Origin of the sequence: Klebsiella grimontii (assembly GCF_042137965.1) — a bacterium.
Lineage (GTDB): Bacteria > Pseudomonadota > Gammaproteobacteria > Enterobacterales > Enterobacteriaceae > Klebsiella > Klebsiella grimontii.
The window spans coordinates 4,104,110-4,129,440 of sequence record NZ_CP169721.1; the positions used below are offsets into that span (position 1 = coordinate 4,104,110).

At 60.2% G+C, this 25,331-nt stretch carries 19 protein-coding genes; 11 read left to right on the forward strand and 8 right to left on the reverse strand.

Annotated elements, in window-relative coordinates; all coding sequences use genetic code 11:
• Nucleotides 1–7: 7 nt before the first annotated feature.
• Together entE and entC are read right to left on the reverse strand one after the other, a co-directional pair.
• Entirely contained in the window at nt 8–1,615 is a 1,608-nt protein-coding gene (gene entE / locus ACE3MN_RS19350; protein WP_024358841.1) for a (2,3-dihydroxybenzoyl)adenylate synthase EntE, read from the reverse strand.
• 9 nt (nt 1,616–1,624) lie between these two features.
• Entirely contained in the window at nt 1,625–2,800 is a 1,176-nt protein-coding gene (entC, locus tag ACE3MN_RS19355) for an isochorismate synthase EntC (protein WP_024358842.1), read from the reverse strand.
• A gap of 371 nt (nt 2,801–3,171) precedes the next feature.
• Between entC and fepB the strand changes: the two genes are divergently transcribed.
• Complete coding sequence (fepB, locus tag ACE3MN_RS19360) at nt 3,172–4,071, forward strand: Fe2+-enterobactin ABC transporter substrate-binding protein (protein ID WP_241181748.1); 900 nt, start codon at nt 3,172–3,174, stop codon at nt 4,069–4,071.
• 190 nt (nt 4,072–4,261) lie between these two features.
• On the opposite strand, the gene entS is transcribed toward fepB, so the two are convergent.
• On the reverse strand, nt 4,262–5,503 hold the full coding sequence (gene entS / locus ACE3MN_RS19365) for an enterobactin transporter EntS (RefSeq protein WP_024358844.1): 1,242 nt from the start codon (nt 5,501–5,503) through the stop codon (nt 4,262–4,264).
• A 112-nt stretch (nt 5,504–5,615) separates the two neighbouring features.
• On the opposite strand from entS, the gene fepD reads away from it, so the two are divergent.
• The 3 genes from fepD to fepC are packed head-to-tail and all read left to right on the forward strand — an operon-like array spanning nt 5,616 to nt 8,403.
• Entirely contained in the window at nt 5,616–6,623 is a 1,008-nt protein-coding gene (gene fepD, locus ACE3MN_RS19370) for a Fe(3+)-siderophore ABC transporter permease (RefSeq protein WP_004135441.1), read from the forward strand.
• The gene (gene fepG / locus ACE3MN_RS19375) at nt 6,620–7,612 is read left to right on the forward strand and encodes an iron-enterobactin ABC transporter permease (RefSeq protein WP_004135443.1); all 993 of its coding nucleotides are present in this window, start codon (nt 6,620–6,622) and stop codon (nt 7,610–7,612) included. Before fepD ends, fepG begins: the two co-directional genes overlap by 4 nt.
• A complete protein-coding gene (fepC, locus tag ACE3MN_RS19380; protein ID WP_004135445.1) occupies nt 7,609–8,403 on the forward strand; it encodes an iron-enterobactin ABC transporter ATP-binding protein in 795 nt (264 codons plus the stop codon). The genes fepG and fepC overlap by 4 nt, the downstream gene beginning before the upstream one ends.
• Before the next feature lie 85 nt (nt 8,404–8,488).
• On the opposite strand, the gene entF is transcribed toward fepC, so the two are convergent.
• From entF to fes, 3 genes are read right to left on the reverse strand one after another with little or no spacing between them, the layout of a single operon-like run.
• On the reverse strand, nt 8,489–12,376 hold the full coding sequence (gene entF / locus ACE3MN_RS19385; protein WP_375364139.1) for an enterobactin non-ribosomal peptide synthetase EntF: 3,888 nt from the start codon (nt 12,374–12,376) through the stop codon (nt 8,489–8,491).
• A gap of 10 nt (nt 12,377–12,386) precedes the next feature.
• Nucleotides 12,387–12,590 (reverse strand): MbtH family protein, encoded by a 204-nt coding sequence (locus ACE3MN_RS19390; RefSeq protein ID WP_004135449.1) that lies wholly within the window; start codon nt 12,588–12,590, stop codon nt 12,387–12,389.
• A 27-nt stretch (nt 12,591–12,617) separates the two neighbouring features.
• Entirely contained in the window at nt 12,618–13,817 is a 1,200-nt protein-coding gene (fes, locus tag ACE3MN_RS19395) for an enterochelin esterase (RefSeq protein ID WP_375364140.1), read from the reverse strand.
• Nucleotides 13,818–14,087: 270 nt separating this feature from the next.
• Between fes and ACE3MN_RS19400 the strand changes: the two genes are divergently transcribed.
• Both ACE3MN_RS19400 and entD read left to right on the forward strand, forming a co-directional pair.
• Entirely contained in the window at nt 14,088–16,337 is a 2,250-nt protein-coding gene (locus ACE3MN_RS19400) for a TonB-dependent siderophore receptor (protein WP_154913173.1), read from the forward strand.
• A gap of 67 nt (nt 16,338–16,404) precedes the next feature.
• On the forward strand, nt 16,405–17,028 hold the full coding sequence (gene entD, locus ACE3MN_RS19405) for an enterobactin synthase subunit EntD (RefSeq protein ID WP_004135455.1): 624 nt from the start codon (nt 16,405–16,407) through the stop codon (nt 17,026–17,028).
• A 53-nt stretch (nt 17,029–17,081) separates the two neighbouring features.
• Here entD and ACE3MN_RS19410 read toward each other — a convergent pair whose 3' ends face one another.
• The gene (locus ACE3MN_RS19410) at nt 17,082–18,017 is read right to left on the reverse strand and encodes a transketolase family protein (protein WP_014228346.1); all 936 of its coding nucleotides are present in this window, start codon (nt 18,015–18,017) and stop codon (nt 17,082–17,084) included.
• Nucleotides 18,010–18,840, reverse strand: a complete 831-nt coding sequence (locus tag ACE3MN_RS19415) for a transketolase (protein WP_024358849.1) — start codon at nt 18,838–18,840, stop codon at nt 18,010–18,012. Before ACE3MN_RS19415 ends, ACE3MN_RS19410 begins: the two co-directional genes overlap by 8 nt.
• Before the next feature lie 364 nt (nt 18,841–19,204).
• On the opposite strand from ACE3MN_RS19415, the gene ACE3MN_RS19420 reads away from it, so the two are divergent.
• The 5 genes from ACE3MN_RS19420 to ACE3MN_RS19440 all read left to right on the forward strand — a co-directional run bounded on the left by ACE3MN_RS19420 (nt 19,205) and on the right by ACE3MN_RS19440 (nt 25,318).
• Nucleotides 19,205–20,155, forward strand: coding sequence for a sugar-binding transcriptional regulator (locus ACE3MN_RS19420; protein WP_024358850.1), 951 nt, complete (start codon nt 19,205–19,207; stop codon nt 20,153–20,155).
• Nucleotides 20,156–20,518: 363 nt separating this feature from the next.
• On the forward strand, nt 20,519–22,039 hold the full coding sequence (locus ACE3MN_RS19425) for an FGGY family carbohydrate kinase (RefSeq protein ID WP_004135470.1): 1,521 nt from the start codon (nt 20,519–20,521) through the stop codon (nt 22,037–22,039).
• A gap of 133 nt (nt 22,040–22,172) precedes the next feature.
• Nucleotides 22,173–23,108, forward strand: coding sequence for a D-ribose ABC transporter substrate-binding protein (locus ACE3MN_RS19430; protein ID WP_004130307.1), 936 nt, complete (start codon nt 22,173–22,175; stop codon nt 23,106–23,108).
• 43 nt (nt 23,109–23,151) lie between these two features.
• Nucleotides 23,152–23,772 (forward strand): DUF2291 family protein, encoded by a 621-nt coding sequence (locus tag ACE3MN_RS19435; RefSeq protein ID WP_004135472.1) that lies wholly within the window; start codon nt 23,152–23,154, stop codon nt 23,770–23,772.
• Between the two features lies 1 nt (nt 23,773).
• Nucleotides 23,774–25,318 (forward strand): sugar ABC transporter ATP-binding protein, encoded by a 1,545-nt coding sequence (locus ACE3MN_RS19440; protein ID WP_004135476.1) that lies wholly within the window; start codon nt 23,774–23,776, stop codon nt 25,316–25,318.
• Nucleotides 25,319–25,331 lie beyond the last annotated feature (13 nt).

A 25,331-nucleotide genomic window follows, 5' to 3' on the forward strand; every position in this document is an offset into this window, starting at 1 on the left:
TTCTCCTTCAGCCCAGCTTGCGTTCAGCCAGCCACTGACGTAATTGTTTTTTATCGACTTTGCCCACCGGCGTCAGCGGCAGCGCATCAACGCACTCCACGCGGTCCGGCAGTTTAAATTCTGCGACCCCTTGTTCCCGCAGGAAGCGGCGTACCGCCACCGCGCGCAGAGGCTCTTTTACCACCAGATATGCGCAGCTCTTTTCCCCCAGCAGGCTGTCTTCCATGCTGACCAGCGCCGCGTGGATCGCCGCAGGATGACGCAGCAGCAGGTTTTCGATCTCTTCCGCCGCGATCTTCTCGCCGCCGCGGTTGATCTGATCTTTTTCCCGCCCCTGCACGGTGATGTAGCCCTCTTCATCGATCGAAATCAGATCGCCCGAACAGTAGAAGCCGTCGGCATCAAAGGCTTCGGCATTATGCTGCGGGCTCTTGTAGTACCCGCGGAAGGTGTACGGCCCGCGGGTCATCAGGCGCCCGACTTCGCCGCGCGGCAGCGGATTACCATCGGCATCGGCCACCCACACTTCGTCATCCGGGCACATCGGGCAGCCCTGGGTGTTGATGATGCGCTCGGGGCTGTCGTTGAGGCGGGTATAGTTCACCAGCCCCTCCGCCATGCCGAAGACCTGCTGGAGCTGGCAGCCAATTTCCGCCGGAATGCGCGCGGCGAGGGTCGCTGAGAGGCGCGCTCCGCCCACCTGCAGCAGCCGCAGCGATTGCAGTTGAGCATTGCTGCCGGCGTCATGGATCTCCTGTAGCCACAGGCTGACCGCGGGGGGAACCAGCGAGGTCAGGTTGATCTGGTGCTTTTCTATCAGCGGGAAGCAGAGGGTCGCGCTCGGGTCGTGCGCTAACACCACCACGCCGCCGGCGAGGAACACGCCTAATGAACCCGGCGAGCTCATCGCGTAGTTGTGGGCGGCGGGAAGCGCGTTCAGATAGCGCGTTTCGGCGCTTACGCCGCACAGCTCGTTGCTGCGGCGAATGCTGTAGTCGTAGTCGTTATGCGTACGTGGGATGAGCTTCGGCGTCCCGGTACTGCCGCCGGAAAGCTGGAAAAAAGCCACTTCGTCGGCAGGCGTCGGATGCGCAACGAAACTATCGTCAGCGCGCTCGATGGCCGCCGTCAGGCTCTGCTCGCCGTCGTCGTTCAGCAGCAGCGCCACGCGTACCGACGGATGCTGCGCAACAAAAGCGTTAAGAAAATCATCATCGGCAAACAGCGCATGTGCGCGGTCGGCAATCAGTAAGGCGGGTTCAATTTGCGCGGCGTAGGCGTTCAGCTCGCTACGCTGGTGGCTGAACAGCGCGTTGACCGGCGCAACGCCGATACGCAGCAGCGCGAAGAAGGTGATATAAAATTCCGCAACGTTGCCCAGCTGCACCAGCGCCGTTTCGCCGCGCTTCAGGCCCTGATGCTGCAGCGAGGAGGCGAGGTTATCCACCAGGCGGTTGAATTCACGGTAGCTGTAGCTTTTGTCGCCGTCGATAATCGCCGGGGCGTCGTTTTCCGCATGACGGGTAATCAGTTGAGTTAACGGCAGATCCTGCCAGTAGCCTTTTTGCCGATAGCGGGCCGCGAACGCTTCCGGCCAGCGGGTAAATTCGATCATCATCGTCCCTTATTGCAAGCCGAATACGTTCAGCATGGTGGTCAGTTTGACGCCGGTTTCGCGCCACTCGCCCAACGGCGAAGAGGCCGGAACGATACCTGCGCCGGCAAATAGCCGCAGGGTGCGCTGCTGCAGGCGCGCGCAGCGGATGGTCACTACCCACTCGCCGTTGCCTTCGTCATCACACCAGCCAACAATGCCGCCGAATAGCTGGCGGTCGAACGGCTCCAGTTCGCCGATCAGGCGTTTCGCCGCCTGATGTGGGAAACCGCTCAGCGCCGGAGTCGGATGCAGCAGGCAGGCCAGCGACATGGCATTCTCGTTTGCCAGCGCGGTGCCCTGAATCTGCGTCGCCAGATGCCACAGGGTCGGCGTGGTGATCAGCTGCGGAGAGTCCGGCAGGGAGAGTTCGCTGCTGCGCGGCGCTAATACGGCCTTCATCGCCTGAGTCACCAGCTCATGTTCATGGCGATCTTTTTCCGACGCCAGCAGCCTGTGCCCCGCTTCACGATCCAGCACATCGTCCGGCTGGCGGCGGGCGGAACCGGCCAGCGGCAGAGAGCTGAAATGCGCGCCTTCTTTACGCAGCAGCAGCTCTGGGCTTGCGCCCAGCAGCACGCCGCCGTCTGAGAGCGGCACGTGGAAGTTAAAGCTGGCCGGATTCTGGGCGATCAGGCGCTCGAGCAGCGCCCCGCTATCGACCCGTTCGCGGGTGGTGATATCAATCAGGCGCGACAGGACCACCTTGTCCACTTCCGGCGTCGCGGTGAGGGCCGCCGCGCGCGCCACCATCGCCATAAAGGTGTCCTGCTCGGGGATCTCCCGGCGCTGCACGACATCCATCGGATTTTGCCCCGACGCATAGCGCGCGGAGTGCTGCTTTTCAGTGCGGGAGAACGCTGTCCAGCTCGCGGGGATAAACAGCTCGGAGGGCTCGCTGGTATCGAACGGAATGGCGCCGACCATCACCGGTCTGGCGATCCCGGCAGTGCGCGCCGCTTTAAAGGCGGCGGCCATTTTTTGCTGAAACTCTCCGTCCGGATCATCGCCGTCGGCGGCGGGATGAGAGAATCGGCTAAAGCAGCCAGCGGTGGTGAAACTGCGGTACGGCGACATAAAGAAGAAGCTTTCCGGCGGCAGGGTCATTTTTTTCTCCCGAACTTCCTCAGCCAAAGACGTTTCCATATCATCCTCCAAAAACGATAAAGATATTACGAATAATTATCATTTATATTTTGGTTGGCTAACCTAAAAGGTATTGCGCTTTATGTCAACCGTACAGGTAGCATGTTGTGCGACTTATACCCGTCATACTTCAAGTTGCAGGTGTGTTGGCTGTGTTCGCTCACCCGAATCATTTACTACAGTAAGCTCATCGGGATTCGTTCACTTGCCGCCTTCCTGCAACTCGAATTATTAGGGTATAGACTTGCATCCACGCGGCGCAAAGCTGAAAATGAGAAGCATTTATCACCACTCAATCAGGATGCGAATACGTGAATTTCTCCACCTTTTGCCGCCGTACCCTCCTCGCCAGCGGCCTGGCGATTTTAGGAATGAGCTCAGCGCTGGCGGCAGACTGGCCGCGCCAGATAACCGACAGCCGCGGAACCCATACGCTGGAAAGCCAGCCGCTGCGCATTGTCTCCACCAGCGTGACGCTGACCGGTTCGCTACTGGCGATTGACGCGCCGGTGGTGGCCAGCGGGGCCACCACGCCCAACAACCGCGTCGCCGATGGCCAGGGTTTTTTGCGGCAATGGAGCGAGGTGGCGAAAGCGCGCAAGCTGGCGCGCCTCTATATCGGCGAACCGAGCGCTGAGGCCGTCGCCGCGCAAATGCCGGATTTGATTCTGATTAGCGCCACCGGCGGCGATTCGGCGATGACGCTCTACGACCAGCTTTCCACCATCGCCCCGACGCTTATCATTAACTACGATGATAAAAGCTGGCAGGCCCTGCTGACCCAACTGGGGGAGATTACCGGCCACGAAAAACAGGCGGCGGAGAGAATCGCGGAGTTTGATAAAAAGCTGGCGGCGCTGAAAGAGAAAATGAAGCTGCCGCCGCAGCCGGTCACCGCGCTGGTCTACACCGCCGCGGCCCATAGCGCCAATATCTGGACCAAAGAATCCGCTCAGGGACAGCTGCTCGAGCAGCTGGGCTTTACCCTCGCCGACCTGCCCGGCGGGCTGCATGCCAGCCAGAGCCAGGGAAAACGGCATGATATCGTGCAGCTGGGCGGGGAAAACTTAGCCGCCGGACTTAACGGCCAGAGCCTGTTCCTGTTTGCCGGCGACCAAAAGGACGCCGATGCGATTAACGCCAACCCGCTGCTATCGCATCTGCCCGCCGTTGAAGGGAAACGCGTTTATCCGCTGGGGACGGAAACCTTCCGCCTGGATTACTACAGCGCTGTGCTGGTGCTGCAGCGTTTAGCAGCGCTCTTTGCCTAAGCCGATCTCCCGGGGGCGGCGCCAGGCGCCTTGCCCGGGCTACAGGACGGCAGACCGCTGGGGACGCGTAGCCCGGACAGATGCGCAGCATCGCCGCCGGGAAAATTCTCCAACACCCTGCGCGCTTCTCCCGGGGGCGGCGCCAGGCGCCTTGCCCGGGCTACCGGACCGCCGGGAAAGCCCAGCGGAGTTAACTTTCGCTGACCGCTTCCGGGCGCTGAAAGCGGCGCAGTTCGCGTAACAGCCCCACCAGCACCGCGCCCACAATCACCAGCGCCCAACCGCTGGCGCTCGCCGAGGCCACCGGCGTCAGGATCGCGCCCAGGCCGCCGAGCAGCGCCGCGCCTATCGCATCGCCGGTCACGTTCTGCGCGGTCCACAGACCGTTGATGCGCCCGAGCATATTTTCCGGGGTCTGGGTCTGAATCAGCGTATATTGCAGCAGCGAGCTTATCGCGCTTAGCCAGCCAAACAGCGCCAGACACAGCGCGCCCAGCTCCCACACCGGCATCAGGCTGAACAGCGCAATCGCCACAAACGAGCCGACGGTGGTCGCCAGCATCAGCACGCCCGGCTTCGCCGTCTGCGCCAGTTGCCCGCTGGTTAGTGCCCCGAATGCCGCGCCCAGTGGGATCGCAGCATAGAGCAGGCCAATCTGCGACGCCGACATCTGCCAGCTTCCGGCCAGCGCCGGATAGAGCACGCGCACCGCGCTGGCCATCGTCAGCAGACCGCCAAGCAGCGCGATGCCGCCGATAAGCGGGCTGTTAAACAGAAACTTCAGCCCCGCGTTCAGCGATTTCAGCGGGTGCTCGCGCGGCTGCGGCGGCGGCGCCAGCAGCGGTAAACGCAGCAGAGTCAGCGTGGTGATAAAGGTTCCCGCCGCCGCCAGACCGTAGTTCCAGGCCACGCCGCCGGTTGCCAGTAGCAGACCGCCGATCATCGGCGAAATCACCGAGCCCAGCCGCACCGTCAACATGGTGATCGCCCCGGCCTGCATCAGATTTTCCCGGCCAACCAGCGCCGGCGTCGCCGCCAGCAGCGCGGTCACGCCAATAGAGGCGAACAGACCGTCCCAGATACCGAGCAGATAGATGGCGATTAACGACGGCTCCGGCAGCATGGCGTTCAGGCACAGGCCGACGAAACCAATCCCGCAGGTGCCGCGCGCCAGCAGGATCAAACGCTTACGCTCATAGCGGTCGGCAAGCACGCCGCCGATCATCAAACCGACAAACATCGAAGCGCCGGTCAGGGTCACCGACAGCCCCACTTGCCAGGTTGAATGGGTCATCATCTGGATTTGCACCGGGATCGCCACGCCCAGCAGGCCAAGCGACAGGATTGAAATAAAGCGGGCGATAAAGACGGCGCGAAAGGCCGGGTGAGTTTTCAACAAGCTGAGATTCAGCAGCCAGGATTGTCGGTTCATGACAGCGCCTTGTTATTATTTTCCATACCATTTTTATGGGTGCACATGCTAACATAACTGAATAGAATCGATAACGATAATTACTATCATTATCATGCCAGGGATGTAAGCCATGTCGTGTTCCACGACCGCGGCGCGCGCCTTTGCCGTGCCGGGTCTTTTAATCGTTTTAATCATCGCCGTTGCGCTCAGCCTGCTGATCGGCGCCAAACCCCTACCGTTTAGCGTCGTCCTCGATGCCTTCACCGGCACCTGCCAGAGCGCCGATTGCACCATCGTCCTTGATGCCCGGCTGCCGCGAACCCTCGCCGGGCTGCTGGCCGGCGGCGCGCTGGGTCTGGCTGGCGCGCTGATGCAAACGCTGACCCGCAACCCGCTGGCGGACCCCGGGATCCTCGGCGTCAACTCCGGCGCCAGCTTCGCTATCGTGCTGGGCGCGGCGCTGTTTGGCCTTTCTTCGCCGCAGGAGCAGCTGCTGATGGCCTTTTGCGGCGCGTTCGGCGCCTCGCTGCTGGTCGCCTTTACCGGCAGCCAGGGCGGCGGCCAGCTCAGCCCCGTGCGCCTGACCCTCGCGGGGGTCGCCCTGGCGGCGGTGCTGGAAGGGCTTTCCAGCGGTATCGCGCTGCTTAATCCCGACGTCTATGACCAGCTGCGCTTCTGGCAGGCGGGTTCGCTCGACGTGCGCACCCTGCAAACCCTGAAAATTGTGCTGATCCCGGTGCTGATTGCCGGTCTGGTGACCCTGCTGCTGAGCCGGGCCTTAAACAGCCTGAGCCTCGGCAACGATACGGCCACCGCGCTCGGCAGCCGGGTCGCGCGGACTCAGCTTATTGGTCTGCTGGCGATTACCGTTCTGTGCGGTAGCGCCACGGCGGTGGTGGGGCCGATCGCCTTTATCGGCCTGATGATGCCGCATATGGCCCGCTGGCTGGTGGGCGCGGATCATCGCTGGTCGCTGCCGGTGACCCTACTGGCGACCCCCGCCCTGCTGCTGTTTGCCGACGTGCTGGGGCGCCTGCTGGTGCCCGGCGAACTGCGGGTTTCAGTGGTCAGCGCCTTTATTGGCGCGCCGGTGCTGATCTGGCTGGTGCGCCGCCAGCCGCGCGGAGGTGGCATGTGATTGCGCCTTCTCGTCGCCTGATATTGAGCTGTTTGCTACTGCTGGTCGCCAGCGTGCTGGTCTCCCTGTGGGGGCTGGGTAGCGGCCTGGTGCCGTTAAGCGTTGAGCAGGTTATTTCCGCGCTGCTTGGCGATGCGCCGCGTAACGTCACCCTGGTGGTGACCGAGTGGCGTCTGCCGCGCGTGCTGATGGCGCTGCTGATCGGCGCCGCCCTTGGCGTCAGCGGCGCGATTTTCCAGTCGTTGACCCGCAACCCGCTGGGCAGTCCGGACGTGATGGGGTTCAACACCGGGGCGTGGAGCGGCGTGCTGGTGGCGATGGTGATGTTCGGCCAGAACCTGGCGGCCATCGCCATGGCGGCAATGGTTGGCGGTATTCTCACCGCGCTGGTGGTCTGGCTGCTGGCGTGGCGCAACGGCATTGAGACCTTTCGCCTGATTATTATCGGCATCGGCGTGCGGGCCATGCTGGTGGCGTTCAATACCTGGCTGCTGCTGCGCGCTTCGCTGGAAACCGCCCTCTCCGCCGGGCTGTGGTATGCCGGTTCGCTTAACGGTCTGACCTGGGGAAAAACCTGGCCCTCCGCGCCGCTGATTCTCTTGATGCTGGCGTGCGGGGCGCTGCTGGCGCGGCGTATGCGGCTGCTGGAGATGGGCGACGATACCGCCTGCGCGCTGGGCGTGCGGGTTGAACGCTCGCGGCTGCTGCTGATGCTGGTCGGGGTGGTGCTGACCGCCGCCGCTACCGCCCTCGCCGGGCCGATTTCCTTTATCGCCCTCGTGGCCCCGCATATCGCGCGGCGCCTTAGCGGTACCGCCCGCTGGGGGCTGGCCCAGGCGGCGCTGTGCGGCGCCCTGCTGCTGGCGCTGTCTGACTACTGCGCGCAGCGTCTGTTTATGCCCTATCAGTTACCGGTGGGCGTGGTGACCGTCAGCATTGGCGGCCTCTACCTTATCGGGTTATTAATTCAGGAGTCCCGCAAAAAATGACCGCTGTCACCTCCCGTTTGCGCGGCGACCAGTTGACCCTGGCGTACGGCAAAAAAACCATCGCCGAATCGCTGAACGTCACCATTCCCGACGGCCACTTTACCGCCATTATTGGCCCCAACGGCTGCGGTAAATCGACGCTGCTGCGCACCCTGAGCCGCCTGATGACGCCCGCCAGCGGTCATGTTTATCTCGACGGCGAGCAGATCCAGCGTTACGCCAGTAAAGAGGTGGCAAAGCGCATCGGCCTGCTGGCGCAGAACGCCACCACGCCGGGGGATATAACGGTTCAGGAGCTGGTGGCCCGCGGGCGCTATCCGCACCAGCCGCTGTTTACCCGCTGGCGCAAAGAGGATGAAGAGGCGGTCAGCAGGGCGATGAAGGCCACCGGCATTACCGATCTGGCGCGGCAAAGCGTCGATACCCTCTCCGGCGGCCAGCGCCAGCGGGCGTGGATCGCCATGGTGCTGGCCCAGGAGACGGCGATTATGCTGCTCGATGAGCCTACCACCTGGCTGGATATCAGCCATCAGATCGATCTGCTTGAGCTGCTAAGCGAGCTGAATCAGCAGAAGGGCTATACGCTGGCGGCGGTGCTGCACGATCTGAACCAGGCCTGCCGCTACGCGACCCATTTGATTGCCCTGCGCGAGGGTAAAATCGTCGCCGAAGGCGCGCCGAAGGAGATCGTCAGCGCGGAGCTCATTGAAAAGATTTACGGTCTGCGCTGTACGATCATAGAGGATCCGGTGGCGCATACGCCGCTGGTGGTGCCGCTGGGTCGCCGATAGATATTCCCGGCTCGCGCTACGCTTAGCCGGGCTGGCAGAAACGGTAGCCCGGGTAAGGCGTTTACGCCGCAACCCGGGAGTTTTTCTATCCTTCCCCGAGGATCTCCCTGACCACCGGGCCAATCGCCTCAAAGGCCTGCGGGGAGATAATATCCACGTGGGCGCAATCCTGGCTAAACACCTCCAGCTCGCCGACCCACGGCCCCCAGACCCTCTGCGGCTCCATCCCGGGCTGACGGGTTTTCTCCGCCACGAACAGCGTCGCCTTACCGTCAAACTTCGCGCTGTGCGCGGTGGTCAGCAGGCGCACCGCGTCGGCGTAGTTACCCTCGATAACGCTGAACAGCTCACCGGAAGCCTGCCCCTGCTGGGCGGCCAGAAACGCCTCGCGCTCGCGGGCGATCTCCGCCAGCACCTCAGGGTCCAGACCGTTGGCCTCTTTCTCCGCCCAGTTCTGCGTTTCCGGCGGCCAGGTATCCAGCAGGCCGAGAAACGCCACCGCTTCGCCGCGCTGGCGTAAGCGGGCGGCAATTCCCTGCGCCAGGGTGCCGCCGAGCGAATAGCCCAGCAGATAATAGGGGCCGTGGGGCTGCTGCGAAAGCAGGGTTTGCAGATGATGCTCGCAGACCGCATCCAGATCCGCCGCCGTCGCCATCGGCCCGTGCGGTCGCGGCGACTGAATGCCGACGATCGACCAACGCGGGCTTAAATAACGCGCCAGCACGCTGAACTGCCAGGCAAAACCGGAAGCTGGATGGAAGCAAAATAGCGTCGGGCCGTCGCTCTCGCGCAGCGGCAGGATCGCGTCGAAGCCCAGCCGTTGCGCCTGCTCATCGCTAAGATCCGATGCCAGCAGCGCGCTCAGCTTGCCGACGGTAGAAGCGACCATCACCTGCCCCGGCGTCACCTGGCGTTGCAGTTCGCGGCCGAGCGTCGCCGCCAGACGCATCGCCAGCAGCGAATGGCCGCCAAGGGCGAAGAAATCGGCGTCGATATCGTTCACCTCGCAGCCCAGCAGCTGGCTGAACGCCGAGGCGACGGTGGTTTCCACGCCCGGCTCCGGCGGACGACCGCGGCTTACGCGGCTCAGCGTCGGCAGCGGCAGCGCTTTGCGATCCAGCTTGCCGTTGGCGCTCAGCGGCAGCGCCGGCAGTTGAATCAGCACCACCGGCACCATATGCGGCGGCAGCTGTTCGCCAAGCCGCGCTTTAAGCGCCTCGGTATCCAGCGGCAGGCCGGATTCAGAAACCAGATAGCCCACCAGCTGGCGGGCATCGCCCCCGGTCGCCGCCGCCTGGTTGAAGACGCAGGCGTGAGCCACCGCCTGCGCAACGTCCGGCAGCGCCGACATTGCGCGATCAATTTCCCCGAGTTCGATCCGCTGGCCGCGGATTTTTAGCTGGTCGTCGCTGCGCCCGAGATACTCGACCGCGCCGTTATCCAGCCAGCGGGCAACGTCGCCGGTGCGGTACATGCGCTCGCCCGGCGCGTAAGGGTCGGCGATAAAGCGGCTGGCGGTTAAATCGGGGCGCCCGAGATAGCCCTGCGCCAGCTGAATGCCAGTCAGGTAGAGATCCCCCGCCACGCCCGGCGGTACCGGGCGCATCGATGCATCGAGGATGCGTAAGCCGGTATTCCACACCGGCCAGCCAATCGGCACGCTGGCGCCGGTTACCGCCGCCAGTTCAGGCCCGCTGGCCGGATACCAGCTGACGTCCACCGCCGCTTCCGTCGGGCCGTACAGGTTATGCAGCGGCGCGCCGGTCAGCTCCTCCCACTCCCGGCACAGCGCCGTCGGCAGCGCTTCGCCGCTGCAGAAGACCCGGCGCAGGGTATGGCACGAAGCGACGTTTTCCGTATTCAGCGAGGCGACAAACGCCGCCAGCATCGAGGGGACAAAGTGGGTGGTGGTCACGCCGTAGCGGGCGAAGAACTGCTGCATCGCCAGCGGATCGCGATGGGCCTCCGGCTCGGCCATCACCAGCTGCGCGCCGGCGATAAACGGCCACCAGAACTCCCAGACCGATACATCAAAGCTGCACGGCGTTTTCTGCGCCACCACATCATCGGCGGTGAGCGGATAGTGGTCCTGCATCCACAGCAGGCGGTTGACGATGGCGGTTTGCCCGACCATGACCCCTTTCGGTCGCCCCGTCGAGCCGGAGGTGAAGATGATATACGCGGTATGCTCCGGCTGCGAGAGCGCCAGCGGCGCGGCATCCGCCGCCGCCAGCGGCTGTTGATAGCACAGGCTTTCGAGGCCGGGGATATCGCTGAAGCGCGCCCGCTGATCTTCAGAGGTAATCAGCAGCGAGGGACGGGCGTCTTCCAGCATCATCCGCAGACGATCGTCGGGATAGCCGGTATCCAGCGGCAGCCACGCGGCGCCGGCTTCAACGATGCCGTGCAGCGCCAGGGTCAGGAATACCGAACGCGGCAGCGCCACCGCCACGCTATCGCCCGGCTTGACGCCCCGCGCGCGAAGCTGTTCAGCCAGCGCCACCACCTGCTGGCGCATCTCGCGGTAGCTAAACTGCCAGCGGCCGTCCGCCAGCGCCGGGGCATCCGGGGTTTTCGCCGCCTGCTCCGCCACCCGCGCGCTCAGGGTGGTGAGCGGCAGATCGACGGCGGTGGCGTTCACCCGCTGTAGCTGCTCCGCTTCCGCCGCCGATAGCATATTCACGTCGCCGCAGCGCAGGGCCGGATTATCGGCAAACTGCGCCAGCAGCGCGGAAAGTCGGGCGATATGGTTGCCCAGCGTCTGTTTATCGTAACGCTGCTTATTGGCCAGCACCTCCAGCGACAGGCCGCCGGCTTCATCCGGGAACAGCGCCAGCTCAAGGTCGTTGACCGGACCGGTCGCCAGGGTATGGGTAATCGCCTGTACGCCATCGATATCCAGCTGATAATCAAAAACTTTAATATTAAGCACCGGGCCAAACAGCGGTTCGTCGCCCGCCGCCTTGCCGCTGTCGCGGACAATCTGTTCGGCGTCATAGCGCTGATGGCGGCGCATTTTCTTCAGCTGTCCGGCAAGACGCGCGGCCAGCTCCGCCAGCGTTTCCCCGGCGTCAATGGTGACCGCCAGCGGCAGAACGTTGAGCACCGGACCGGTGGCGGTGAGCGCCGCGGAGCCCATACGACGCATAAAAATAAAGCCTGCGGCATACTCCGTTCGGCTGCACAGCCGTCCCAGCCACAGGGCGGTCAGCGCCAGCGCCAGGTCCGCGCGCTGGCACTGCGGCGCGCTTGCCGCCAGCCGGCTAAAGACGCCGGCATCCACCTCCAGCTTCATGCGCCAGATATCGCTGCTGGTCGCCCTTCCCGCCAGCGGCGCATCCGACAGCGAGGCCGGAGACGGCAGCGCCTGACGCTGCGCCTGCCAGAACGCTTTGTCGCGCTGCCAGGCATCGCTGCCGTAATAGCGCTGGTACTCTTCCACCACCTCGGCAAAGGGCGTAAACGGCGAGGCGGGCGTCTCTTCGCCGCGCTGCCAGGCGCGATAAATCGCGGCGATCTGGCGGGTAATGGCCGGGAAGCTGAAGCCATCGACCAGCAAATGGTGGTAACGCTGATACCAGTACCAGCGGTTATCGCCTACCCGCAGCAGCTGATGGCAGACCAGCGGATTACCGCCATCCACCCGCAGATTCTGCCCGAGGTCGGCCTGCATCCTCGCCAGCGCGGCGGCGTGCGGGTCGCTCGCCGCGCGCAGATCCTGATAGTCCGGTTCGGCAAAAACGCGGCGTTCATCAACCCACTGCCAGGCTTCGCCGCTATCTTCACAAAAGCGCATGCTGAGGGTGTCGGCCTGAGAGAGCCCGGTGATAATCGCCCGCCCGAGCAAGACTGGGTCAATATCGCCGCGCAGCTCAACATAGTGGGCGACGCTCCATGCGCCGGGCAGCGTCGAGAGGCGCTCCGCTATCCAGATCCCCGGCTGCGCCGCAACCAGCGGTAAACGTGTGGTCATTATCGGCTCCTCAGGACGCATGGTGGGCGGGGGTCAAGGTAGACCAGTTCGCCGCCAGCCAGGCGTTGCACGCCTCTAACGACTGCGGCGGGCACTCTACCGACCAGCCTTGCGGCAGCGCGCAGTGGCGCGGCCACAGGCTGTACTGCTGCTGCTCATTGCGCAGGATGTAAAACTGCCCTTGTGGATTGTCGAAGGGATTACTGAATTGCATGTCAAATTCCTCGTAAAGCGCGCGTTGCTACTCGTCACGGCATAAAGGCTGCCACAGCTGGATGAGCCCCGCCGTCAGCCCGCCGCGCCAGCACAGCGCATCATGCCCGCCGTCAACCTGACGCCAGAAAATCGTCTGCTGTTCCAGATGCGCCAGCAGCGCCTGGTTGGCGCGAAAAATGATCGGCTCGCGAAGACCGGCTTCCAGCCAGATACGTAGCCCTTGCGGATGTAATTCGCCGCGGCTCAGGCGGTCAATCAGCAGGCCCGTCTGCGCGCCACCGCGATGCGGCCACCAGTAGGAGCCGGACTGGCTGAGCACGCAGCCAAAGCGCTGGGGCCAGTAGAGGGCGGCGAACATCGACGCCAGGCCGCCAAAGCTCTGACCCGCCACCACCGTGCGATCGGCGCGATCGCTGAAAGGCGCTAGTCGGTGAACCATTGGCAGCAGCTCTTCCTGTACCGCCAGCCAGAACGCGTCATTGCAGGGCAACTCTGCGGCCCGGTGCGGGTTATCAATCGCGTCAATCAGCAGATAAACCGCCGGCGGCAGCCGTTTTTCGCGGGTTAAGCCTGCCAGCGGCGACCATACCGGCATACTTTCGGCCCAGAACTGGCCGTCGAGCAGGATCGCCAGCGGGCGCTGCTGCGGCTGCGCGTCGCCGGTGGCGTAAACCCATATTCGTCTGCGGTTGCCGAGCCGCTGGCTGCGCCACTCAATGCAGATCGGAGGCTGATAAGGTTCTTCACCCAGCGCCCAGCCCGGCTGCTCCGGGGCTTCCGGCAGCTCCAGCGCGGAGACCGCGTGACCGCGCCCGCCCTTCCAGCTTTGCGGATTGAGCGGGTCGGCAATCGCCCGCGGCAGCAGCCTGCGCCAGCCTTCGCGCAGCAGCGCGCGGTCCGGGCCGTCGCCGTTAAAAAGCTGAGGAGAAAAGTCGTCGTCGCGCGCGGAAGGGATAAAGCAGTAGCTGCCGCGCCAGGTGGGAGAAAGCGTGGTTTGCCAGCGCCAGGCATCGGTGCCGGGAATGCGCTGCAGCGTTTGCGGCACGGCGTTTTTATGATGGTCAGTCACGCCGGTAATATAAATCCACACCCGGCGGGTTGCCGAAGACGCTTCGTCGCCCGCCGGATCGCGCCACCAGAAGGTCACCCGATACGCGTCGTCCACGGCCTCTATTTGCGGACCGGAGATAGTGCGCCACCAGTCGTCGCATCCTGTCTTATGCATTCCTTTTCAACCCTATGTTTATCGTGACATTTATCAACAAACGCATTAATAAACGCAATATTTATTGATAATATTATTGATAACTATTTTCATTTGCAATAGCGTATTAGCGCGCTGTGGGAAGCGCGTCTTTCAAAAATAAACATGTCAGAGAGGGCTCATTTAGCCAGCGACGGAATGCCTTTGCCCTCTACCGGCACTATTGATTCCGCCTCCCCTCCCGACGGGAAGGGCCTTTGGGGAAGGCGGCGACGAAAAGCAGGAATTACAATGAATAACAGGATCAAATCCCTGGCCTTGCTGGTCAATCTGGGAATCTACGGGGCTACCTTTCCGCTGAGCGCGGCGGAAACGGTCTCCGATAGCAAAGCCGCATCCGCTGATGAAACCATGGTCGTCACCGCCGCCGAGCAGAACCTGCAGGCCCCCGGCGTTTCAACCATTACCGCGGATGAAATTCGTAAACGCCCGCCCGCGCGCGACGTGTCGGAAATTATTCGTACCATGCCCGGCGTTAACCTGACCGGCAACTCCACCAGCGGCCAGCGCGGCAACAATCGCCAGATTGATATTCGCGGCATGGGCCCGGAAAACACCCTGATCCTGATTGACGGCAAGCCCGTGACCAGCCGCAACTCCGTACGTCTGGGCTGGCGCGGCGAGCGCGATACCCGCGGCGATACCTCATGGGTACCGCCGGAGCTGATCGAACGTATTGAAGTCATTCGCGGCCCGGCGGCCGCGCGCTACGGCAACGGCGCGGCGGGCGGCGTGGTCAATATCATCACCAAGAAGAGCGACGGCGAATGGCACGGTTCATGGAATACCTACATGAACGCCCCGGAGCATAAAGACGAAGGCTCGACTAAACGCACCAACTTTAGCCTCAGCGGCCCGCTGGGCGGCGATTTCAGCTTTCGCCTGCTGGGCAACCTCGACAAAACCCAGGCCGATGCCTGGGATATCAACGACGGACATCAGTCCGAGCGTACCGGCGCCTATGCCAATACCATGCCTGCCGGGCGCGAAGGGGTGAAAAATAAGAACATTAACGGCGTCGTGCGCTGGGATTTCGCGCCGATGCAGTCGCTGGAGTTTGAATCCGGCTACAGCCGTCAGGGCAACCTCTACGCGGGCGATACGCAGAACACCAATACTAACGATCTGGTGAAAGAGAACTATGGTAAAGAGACGAACCGCCTCTATCGCCAGACTTACTCCGTCACCTGGAACGGCGGCTGGGATAACGGCGTGACCACCAGCAACTGGGCGCAGTACGAACGTACCCGTAACTCGCGTAAAGGCGAAGGTCTGGCGGGCGGCACGGAAGGTATTTTCAACAGCAACCAGTTCAGCGATATCGACCTCGCCGACGTGATGCTGCACAGCGAAGTCAACATTCCTCTGGATCTGGTGTTCAACCAGAACCTGACGCTGGGCACCGAGTGGAATCAGCAGCGGATGAAGGATCTGGCGTCAAATACCCAGACCTTTATGGGCGGCGATATCGATGGCTATGACAGCACTGGCCGTAGCCCGTACTCGAAGGCCGAGATCTTCTCCCTGTTTGCCGAAGACAACGTGGAGCTGACCGACACCACCATGCTGACGCCGGCGCTGCGTTTCGATCATCACACGATCGTCGGCAACAACTGGAGCCCGTCGCTCAACCTGTCTCAGGGTCTATGGGATGACTTCACGTTAAAAATGGGCATCGCCCGCGCCTACAAAGCGCCGAGCCTGTACCAAACCAACCCGAACTATATTCTCTATAGTAAAGGCCAGGGCTGCTACGCCAGCGGCACCGGCACCGGTTGTTACATGATGGGTAACGATGACCTGAAAGCCGAAACCAGCATCAACAAAGAGATTGGCCTTGAGTTTAAGCGCGATGGCTGGCTGGCGGGGGTGACCTGGTTCCGCAACGACTACCGCGATAAAATCGAAGCGGGCTACGCGCCGATTTCGCACACCGCGAAAGGTAACGTCAAAACCGATATCTATCAGTGGGAAAACGTGCCGAAAGCGGTGGTTGAAGGTCTGGAAGGCACCCTGAACGTGCCGGTCAGCGAAACGGTGAACTGGACCAATAACATCACCTATATGCTGCAAAGTAAAAACAAAGAGACCGGCGATCGTCTGTCGATTATTCCGGAATACACCCTGAACTCCACCCTGAGCTGGCAGATTCAGGAGGATATTTCCGTACAGTCGACCTTCACCTGGTACGGCAAGCAGCAGCCGAAGAAATATAACTACAAAGGTCAACCGGCGGTGGGTTCTGAAACGGACGAAGTCAGCCCGTACAGCATCGTTGGCCTGAGCGCCACCTGGGATGTGACCAAAAACGTCAGCCTGACCGGCGGCGTGGATAACGTCTTCGACAAGCGCCACTGGCGCGCGGGTAATGCGCAAACCACCGGTAGCCTGACCGATGTTTCGTATATGGCTGGCGCTGGCGCCAATACCTATAACGAATCAGGCCGCACCTGGTATCTGGGCGTCAATACCCACTTCTGATTGTCTGGCCGTTCCCTCCGCCCTCTTCTCCTGGAGGGCGGACGGGAGAATCTGTTAACATCGCCTGATGCACATCCAACACTCGATCATTCAACTTGCCGGTCACTCGCTGCAGCGGGTGGATTTCGACCCGTTGACCTTCCAGCCTGAAGACCTCCTCTGGCTCCCGCATCATGCCCGGTTAAGCGGCTGCGTCCGCAAGCGGCAGTCCGAGCATCTCGCCGGGCGTATCGCCGCGGTTTACGCGCTGCGGGAAGTGGGCGAAAAAGGCGTCCCTGCCATTGGCGACCAACGCCAGCCCCTGTGGCCGGCCCCGTGGTACGGCAGCATTAGCCACAGCGAACGCAGCGCGCTGGCGGTGGTCTCCGCCCGGCCGGTCGGCGTTGATATCGAACGAGTCATGGCGCCTTCGCTGGCGGCGGAGCTGGAAAGCAGCATCATCAATAGCGCGGAAAAAAAACGGCTGGACGCCAGCGGCCTGCCGCCTGAACTGGCGCTGACGCTGGCGTTTTCGGCGAAAGAGAGCGCGTTTAAGGCCAGCCATTCGGCTATCCAGGCCAGGATGGGTTTCAGCGATTTTGAAGTGACGTATATAAAGGAAGAAAATCTGCGGCTTCGGCTCTCCGCCGGGGAGTATCGGCTGCAATGGATTAAGGCCGGTGAATACGTCATCACGATCTGCGCGCCGTAAAAACATAACCCGCGCGGTAGCCGCACGGGTTATCGGTTTAAGGCGCCGTAAAATCAGCGCATTTTCTGCGCCAGTTCGGCGACGGAAGCGGCATCGAAACCGTGGTGTTTACGCAGCCAGCCGCGATCTGCCGCCGCCGCATACTCGCCATCCGGGATCCCCAGACGTTTGAGCGGGATTCCCGCGCCGGCTTCAGCCAGCACTTCCGCCACCAGGCTCCCAAGACCGCCGTTGACGTTATGCTCCTCCACCGTTATCACCGCCTTGCACGGCTTCAGGGCCGCCAGCAGCGCGGCGGTATCGCAAGGACGGATGGACGGCACGCTCACCACTTTGGCCTGAATTCCCGCGTCGGCCAGCCTCTGCGCGGCATCGACGATTTCGTGCACCGTCGATCCGGTGGCGACCAGCGCGATATCTTCGCCTTCCCGCAGCGTGACGACCGCTCCCGGCACAAAGCGATAGCTTTCATCGTGCAGCTCCGGCAGCGCCTTACCGTCAAGACGAATATAGACCGGCCCCTGATAGCCGATGGCGTAATCGATAATCTGTCGACATTCGCGCGGCGAAGACGGGGCGAAAATCTGGATATTGCCGAAACCGCGCATCACCGCCAGGTCATCAATCGCGTGATGGGTGCTGGCCAGCGGGCCGTAGCTGGCGCCGGCGTTGAGGCCAAATAGCTTAACGTTGGTGTTGTTGTAGCAAACGTCGACTTTAATCTGCTCATTAGCGCGGGAAATCAGGAACGGCGCGGCGTTACAGGTAACCGCCACTTTCCCCCCCAGCGCCAGGCCCGCCGCCGTCCCGACCATGCTCTGCTCGGCGATGCCCACGTTCACCAGACGCCCGGGGAACTGTTTAATAAACGGCGCGATTTTGGCCGTTGAGGTGGAGTCAGCGACGACCGGCACCAGATCGACGCCGCGGTCAACCGCATCAATAAAGGCCTGAACCATCACGCTCGCCAGGTGTTCTGCATTACTCATCTTTCAGTTCCTCCAGTGCCAGTGCAATCTCTTCGCCTTTCGGTACCCGGTGGTGCCACTCCGGGCGCCCCTGAATAAAGGAAATACCGGCGCCTTTGGTGGTGTTGGCGATAACGACGTTCGGTTTACCTTCCTGCTTCAGCCCTTCCAGGGTCGCGACAACCGAGGCCATGTCGTTGCCCTGACATTCGGTGACCGTCATCCCGAAGGCCTTCCATTTGTCGGCCAGCGGATCGGTATTCATAATTTCGCGCGTCGGGCCCGCCAGCTGGAGATTGTTCTTGTCATTAATAATGATCAGGTTATCAAGGCCGTAATGCGCCGCGGCCAGCGCCGCTTCCCAGTTACTGCCCTCCGCCAGTTCGCCATCGCCGGTAATTAAAAAGATGCGGCGGGTGCTGTTGCTTTTTTTTGCCGCCAGCGCCAGCCCCACCGCAACAGGCAAACCGTGGCCCAGCGCGCCGGTGTTGAGCTCAATGCCCGGCGTTTTCTGACGAACCGGGTGACCGGGAAGATGGGAATTGGCATGCTGATAGGTGTCCAGCCAGTCAACCGGGAAGAAGCCCGCCTCGGCCAGCACGCAGTAGTAGCAGCCCACCGCATGGCCTTTCGACTGGATGTAGATATCGCGCTGGTCATCAGCAAGGCGCTCCGGCGCGACGTTCAGAATGCGGAAATAGAGCGCGGTGAGCAGTTCAACCTGCGACAGGTCGGCGCCGGTGTGCCCACCCGCAGGGCTGTTGGCGTTCAATCTGACGATATGGCGACGTACGGCGCGGGCTTTGCGCTCGAGTGCCTGGACATCATAGCTATAGGGATTCATTTAATACCTCTGAATTTATTTTCAACTTGGAATATTTATTCCGTCAGGGACTAAAAAAACCAGACATCCCCAGGCAACGCATCGTAAGGCTTACGCCGCTGCATCATACTCAGGAACATTCTGCCTCCTTACCACCGGGCGTGACGTCACCCGGGCACTTTTCAGTTGACCTGAAATCGCTATGAATATATATTCAATATCGACTCTTTATTCAATTATGCGGCTACTGTTCTGTTTTTGTCCATAGCTGATTTTGAGGATTGGCGAAAGTTAGATATCCATCACACTTAACTGTCTTTTCTTTTCGCGTATGATAATGAGCTCTAAGATAATGGCTGCACGTAAATGATTTTCGGGGAAATATATGGCTAAGCAGGATGAACAACGGCTATTAGTTAAGATTGCCACGCTCTACTATCTCGAAGGACGAAAGCAGTCCGATATTGCTCAAATTCTCTCCCTTTCTCAGTCATTTATCTCCCGAGCGATCGCCCGCTGCCAAAAAGAGGGCGTGGTCAAAATCAGCGTTGTTCAGCCATCGAATATTTTCCTCAATCTTGAAAAGGGCCTCGAGGATCGCTACGGAATTAAGCAAGCCATCGTCGTGGATACCGAAGAAGACGCCAGCGATCACACCATCAAGCGCGCCATCGGTTCCGCCGCCGCCCACTATCTCGAAACGCGATTAAGACCAAAAGATCTGATTGGCGTCTCTTCGTGGAGTTCGACTATCCGCGCAATGGTTGATGAGGTCCACGCGCAAAACCTGAAGGCCAACGGCGTGATTCAACTGCTCGGCGGCGTGGGCCCAAATGGTAACGTGCAGGCGACTATCCTCACCCAGACTCTGGCGCAGCATCTGAACTGCGAAGCCTGGCTACTGCCTTCCCAGAGCATTGAAGGCTCCACTGAGGAGAAAAATCGCCTCGTGGCCAGCAAAGATGTCGCCGACGTCATTGCCCGCTTCGATGAAGTCGATATCGCCATCGTCGGCATTGGCATCCTTGAGCCTTCGCAGCTGCTCAAAACTTCCGGTAACTACTATCACGAAGATATGCTCCAGGTGCTGGCGGAACGCGGCGCCGTGGGCGACATCTGCCTGCACTACTACGATAAAAACGGCAGAGCGGTGTTACGCGATGATGAAGATCCTGTGATCGGCATGGCGCTGGAGAAGGTGAAAAAGTGTCCTAATGTGGTGGCCCTTGCCGGTGGCAGCGAGAAGGTCGCGGCTATCAAAGGCGCGCTTTCGGGCGGTTATATCGATGTTCTGATCACCGATTACCCAACGGCCAGACTGCTGATTGCCGGTTAATTTCCTCACTCAAACGCTTTCCCACAACCTTTACGCTTTCTCCGAAGCGTAAAGGTAACGCAAATAAAACATTATATTTCAATAACATAAAACCTTAAAATCACCTCATTCCCCATCCGTACCTGAACGCTTCGCCGATCGGATAAGTGTGATTGCCAGCACAATTGATAACTTTTCCAGTAGCCCGACGGGAAGTTTCTGGCTAAGGTATCAAATAAATAATCACTATCGAATATATATTCAGTGATTAAAAAAGTGAAAACGAATTGTCACATCATGGCCTGCTAAGAAGCAATGCGATCAAGAGGAGTGCCTACCTTCCCCCTCCGCGCCAGGACGAAGTGTGACTCAGGAGACTACCTAATGCAGGCAACACGTAAAGAGTTCATCATTGCGCTGGATGAAGGCACCACCAATGCCAAAGCCGTCGTACTCGATAGCCGCGGCCAGGTCGTGGTGAAATTCTCTCAGCCGCTGGCGATCCAAACGCCGCGTGAAGGCTGGGTCGAGCAGTCGGGAGAAGTCCTGGTTGACGCTTCGCTGGAGGTTATCGCGAAAGCGGTAGCGCACGTTGGCGCAGAAAACGTCGCGGCATTAGCCATTAGCAACCAGCGCGAGACCGCGATCGGCTGGTATCGCCAGAGCGGTAAGCCAATCAACGCCGCGATCACCTGGCAGTGCAGCCGCAGCGCCGCGTTTTGCGATGAACTGCGCCACAGCGATAAAGAGCAGCAAATCAAGGCCGTGACCGGCCTGCCGATCGCGCCTCTGTTTTCGGCCTCGAAAATGCGCTGGCTGCTGGAATCCCTTCCTGAGGGGCGCGCGCTGGCTGAGCGCGGAGAAATCTGCCTCGGCACTATCGACAGCTGGCTGCTGTGGAACTTAACCCAGGGCGATGCGTTCTCCTGCGATTACTCCAATGCCGCGCGTACCCAGCTGCTGAACCTGCAAACCGGCCAGTGGGACGACGACATGCTGGCGCTGTTCCAGATCCCGCGCGCCGCGCTGCCGGAGATTAAACCCTCCAGCGGATTGTTTGGCTATACCCGGGGGTTGAACGCTATCCCTGACGGTATTCCGGTGATGGCGATGGTCGGAGATTCCCACGCCGCGCTGTTTGGTCACGCGCTGGGCGAACTCGGCTGCGTTAAGGCCACCTACGGTACGGGGTCATCGGTGATGGCGCCGGTAAAATCCGCACAGTGCGATATCGACGCGCTGGCCACCACCATCGCCTGGCACGACGGCGACAGCATCACTTACGGACTCGAAGGTAATATTCCGCATACCGGCGATGCCGTAGCGTGGATGGCGGACAGCACCGGCTTGAGCGAACTTTCCGATGCCGAACTGGCGCATGAACTCAACACCCTGCCCGCCTCCGTGGACTCCACGCTGGGCGTCTATTTTGTGCCGGCGTTAACCGGCCTGGGCGCCCCGTGGTGGGATGACAGCGCCCGCGGCGTGATTTGCGGCCTGAGCCGCGGCGTCAAGCGCGCCCATCTGATTCGCGCCGCGCTGGAATCCATTACCTATCAAATCGCCGATGTCGTGGTGGCGATGCGCCAGCAGGACGACTTCCACTTGACGGCGCTGATGGTCGACGGCGGCCCAACCAAAAATGACTGGTTAATGCAGTATCAGGCTGACCTGCTCGGCTGTCCGGTGATGCGCAGCGACGTTGCCGAGCTGTCGGCGATTGGCGCGGCCCTGCTCGCGCGCAAAGCCCTGAATCCCGGATCGGTGACCGACCTGAAAGCGTTTTTAACTGAACACAGCGAATTTATCCCCGATATGGCCCGCCACCAGCGCCTGCAGAAAAGATGGCAGGAGTGGCGCCATGCGGTGAACAGAACATTATGGAAACCGGCAACGTCCGCCTGACGCCCACCAGGGAATCGAACGCGTGACGCACCTTACTCATCAACAAAAGGAGACCCCCGGCCCATAAATTTGATTTACAGGCCTTACGTTGTTTCACCGTACCCGACAATAACAACCAAGAGAGAAAATTGTCATGAAATTACGTTTAACGCTTTTAACCGCTGCTACCCTGACCGCCTTTTCTTTCGCTGCCCAGGCGGCAGAAAAAGGCACCATCATGATCATGGTAAACTCGCTGGATAACCCCTATTACGCCTCTGAAGCCAAGGGCGCCAGCGAGAAAGCCAAAGAGCTGGGATATCAAACCACCATTTTGTCGCATGGCGAAGATGTCAAAAAACAGAATGAGCTGATCGATACCGCCATCGGTAAAAAAGTTCAGGGCATTATTCTGGATAACGCCGACTCCACCGCCAGCGTCGCCGCCATTGAAAAAGCGAAGAAAGCGGGTATTCCGGTGGTTTTAATCAACCGCGAAATTCCTGTCGATGATATTGCGCTGGAGCAAATTACCCATAATAACTTCCAGGCCGGTTCTGAAGTCGCCAACGTATTTGTCGAGAAAATGGCCGAGAAAGGAAAATACGCCGAGCTGACCTGTAACCTTGCGGATAATAACTGCGTGACCCGCTCTAAATCATTCCACCAGGTGATTGACCAGTACCCGGATATGGTCAGCGTCGCTAAACAGGACGCGAAAGGCACCTTAATCGACGGCAAACGCATTATGGACAGTATTCTGCAGGCGCATCCCGACGTTAAAGGCGTGATTTGCGGCAACGGTCCCGTCGCCCTCGGCGCCATTGCCGCACTGAAAGCGGCGAATCGCAACGACGTGGTGGTGGTCGGTATCGATGGCAGCAACGATGAACGCGACGCGGTCAAAGCCGGCACCCTGCAGGCCACCGTGATGCTTCAGGCGCAGGCCATCGCCGCTCAAGGGGTGACCGACCTCGATAACTACCTGCAAAAAGGCGAAAAACCGGCCAAGCAGCGCGTGATGTTCCGCGGCATTCTGATTACTCAGGACAATGCAGACAAAGTGCAGGACTTCAATATCAAATCCTGATTTCGGGTTGTTGCGCCCCTTGCGGGGCGCACAGGAGCGTATTATGTATAAAAAAATCTCGCTGATGCTGGTCGTTCTCGCGCTCGGAGGCTGTCGTATCGTCTCTCAGCAGGAACTGGCCGATCTTAAATCTCCGCCCAATCCGCATATGGCGGATATCGATCGGACATGGCAAGACCAGCTGGTTCCCCAGGTTGTGGCTAAAGCTCGCCCCGTCGCCGAGCTGATGACCGCCCTGCGCGCGGCGAAAGATATTGATAGCGCCTGCAAAGCGTTAGGCTATCGCGCTCAGGACGAAAACCCGTGCGTGTTTTACGTCAAAGTCGAAGGCAATATCAGCAAAATTGATTCCGCCTCGCGCAGCGGAAAAATGACGATTGAGGATACCCGCGGCGGCAACGTGGTGGTGCAAATTGGCCCGACGCTGCGCGGCACATTATTACGCGACGGCTATCAGGGCGCCAGCTATCAGGATTTTAACGATCAGGTGCTGTTTGGCGAATATAGCCGGAAGATTAACGAGCACGCGGTAAAAATGATCCAGACGGCGCAGGTGAAAACCGGTGAAGCAGTCCAGGTGTACGGCGTATTCTCGGCCTGGGATATTCCACAGAACATTCCTGATATTACGCCAGCAAAAATTGTTCGTTTGGGAGGACAATAACATGCAGCGGCAAGAACTCGTCAATTCCCAACCAGTCGACTCTGAAGTTATTATCGAAACCCGCGAATTATCTCGCGTTTATCCGGGGGTTGTCGCCTTAGATAACGTGAATTACCGGGTCTATCGAAATAAAGTAAACGTTCTGATCGGTGAAAATGGTGCGGGTAAATCCACCATGATGAAAATGCTTGCTGGCGTTGAAACACCCTCCTCCGGTCAAATTATTCTTGATGGCGCGCCGGTGACCCTTAGCTCGACGCACCAGGCTGAAAAGCAGGGAATCAGCATCATATTTCAGGAATTAAATTTATTCCCAAATATGAACGTCATGGATAATATTTTTATGGCTAACGAATTCTTTCAAAAAGGGAAGATTAACGAAAAATATCAATATGAGTTAGCCAAATCATTACTGGAAAGGCTGGAACTTGATGTCGATCCCTACACCCAGCTCGGCGAATTAGGCATCGGCCATCAGCAGCTGGTGGAAATTGCGCGCGCGCTTTCAAAAGACACCCGGGTATTAATTATGGATGAACCCACTTCCGCGCTCAGCCAGTCGGAAGTCAAAATCCTGTTTAACGTCATTGAACAACTTAAACGCCGCGGCGTCACCATTATCTATATTTCCCACCGTCTGGAAGAGCTGATGGAAATTGGCGACCACATCACCATTTTCCGCGACGGACGCTTTATCAGCGAGCGCGAGGTCAGCGACGCCAGTATTCCGTGGATTATCGAACAGATGGTCGGCGATAAGAAAAAACATTTCGACTACCGGCCGGCGCCGAAAGGCGAAGCGGTACTTGCGGTTGAAGGTCTGACGGCGCTTCATTCCAGCGGCGGCTATAAGCTCAACGATGTGACCTTTACCTTAAGTAAGGGAGAGGTGATCGGCATCTATGGCCTGCTCGGCGCCGGGCGCACGGAGCTGTTTAAAGGCCTGGTCGGTCTGATGCCCTGCCAGGGCGGGAACGTCCATCTCAACGGCGAAAATATCGACAAGGCGCCGTTCCAGGCGCGGCTGAAAAAAGGGCTGGCGCTGGTGCCCGAAGACCGTCAGGGCGAAGGCGTGGTGCAGATGATGTCGATTCAATCGAATATGACCCTCTCTGATTTCAGCCTGCAGGGCTTTCGCCGGGCGTGGAAGTGGCTGAATCCGCAGAAAGAAATCGCCTGCGTCAAAGAGATGATTCGCGAACTGGCGATCAAGGTCAGCGACCCCGAGCTGCCCATCACCTCGCTCAGCGGCGGCAACCAACAGAAAGTGGTGCTTGGCAAAGCGTTGATGACGAAGCCGGAGGTGGTGTTTCTCGACGAGCCCACTCGCGGTATCGATGTCGGCGCGAAAACTGACGTTTATCACCTGATCGGCAAAATGGCCCAACAGGGTCTGGCGGTGATGTTCTCTTCATCGGAGCTGGATGAAGTGATGGCGCTGGCGGATCGCATCCTGGTGATGGCCGATGGCCGGATTACCGCCGATTTACCGCGTCATGCGGTAACCCGCGAAAAGTTAATCGCGGCTTCAACACCTCAAGATTAATCAGGCTGGAACC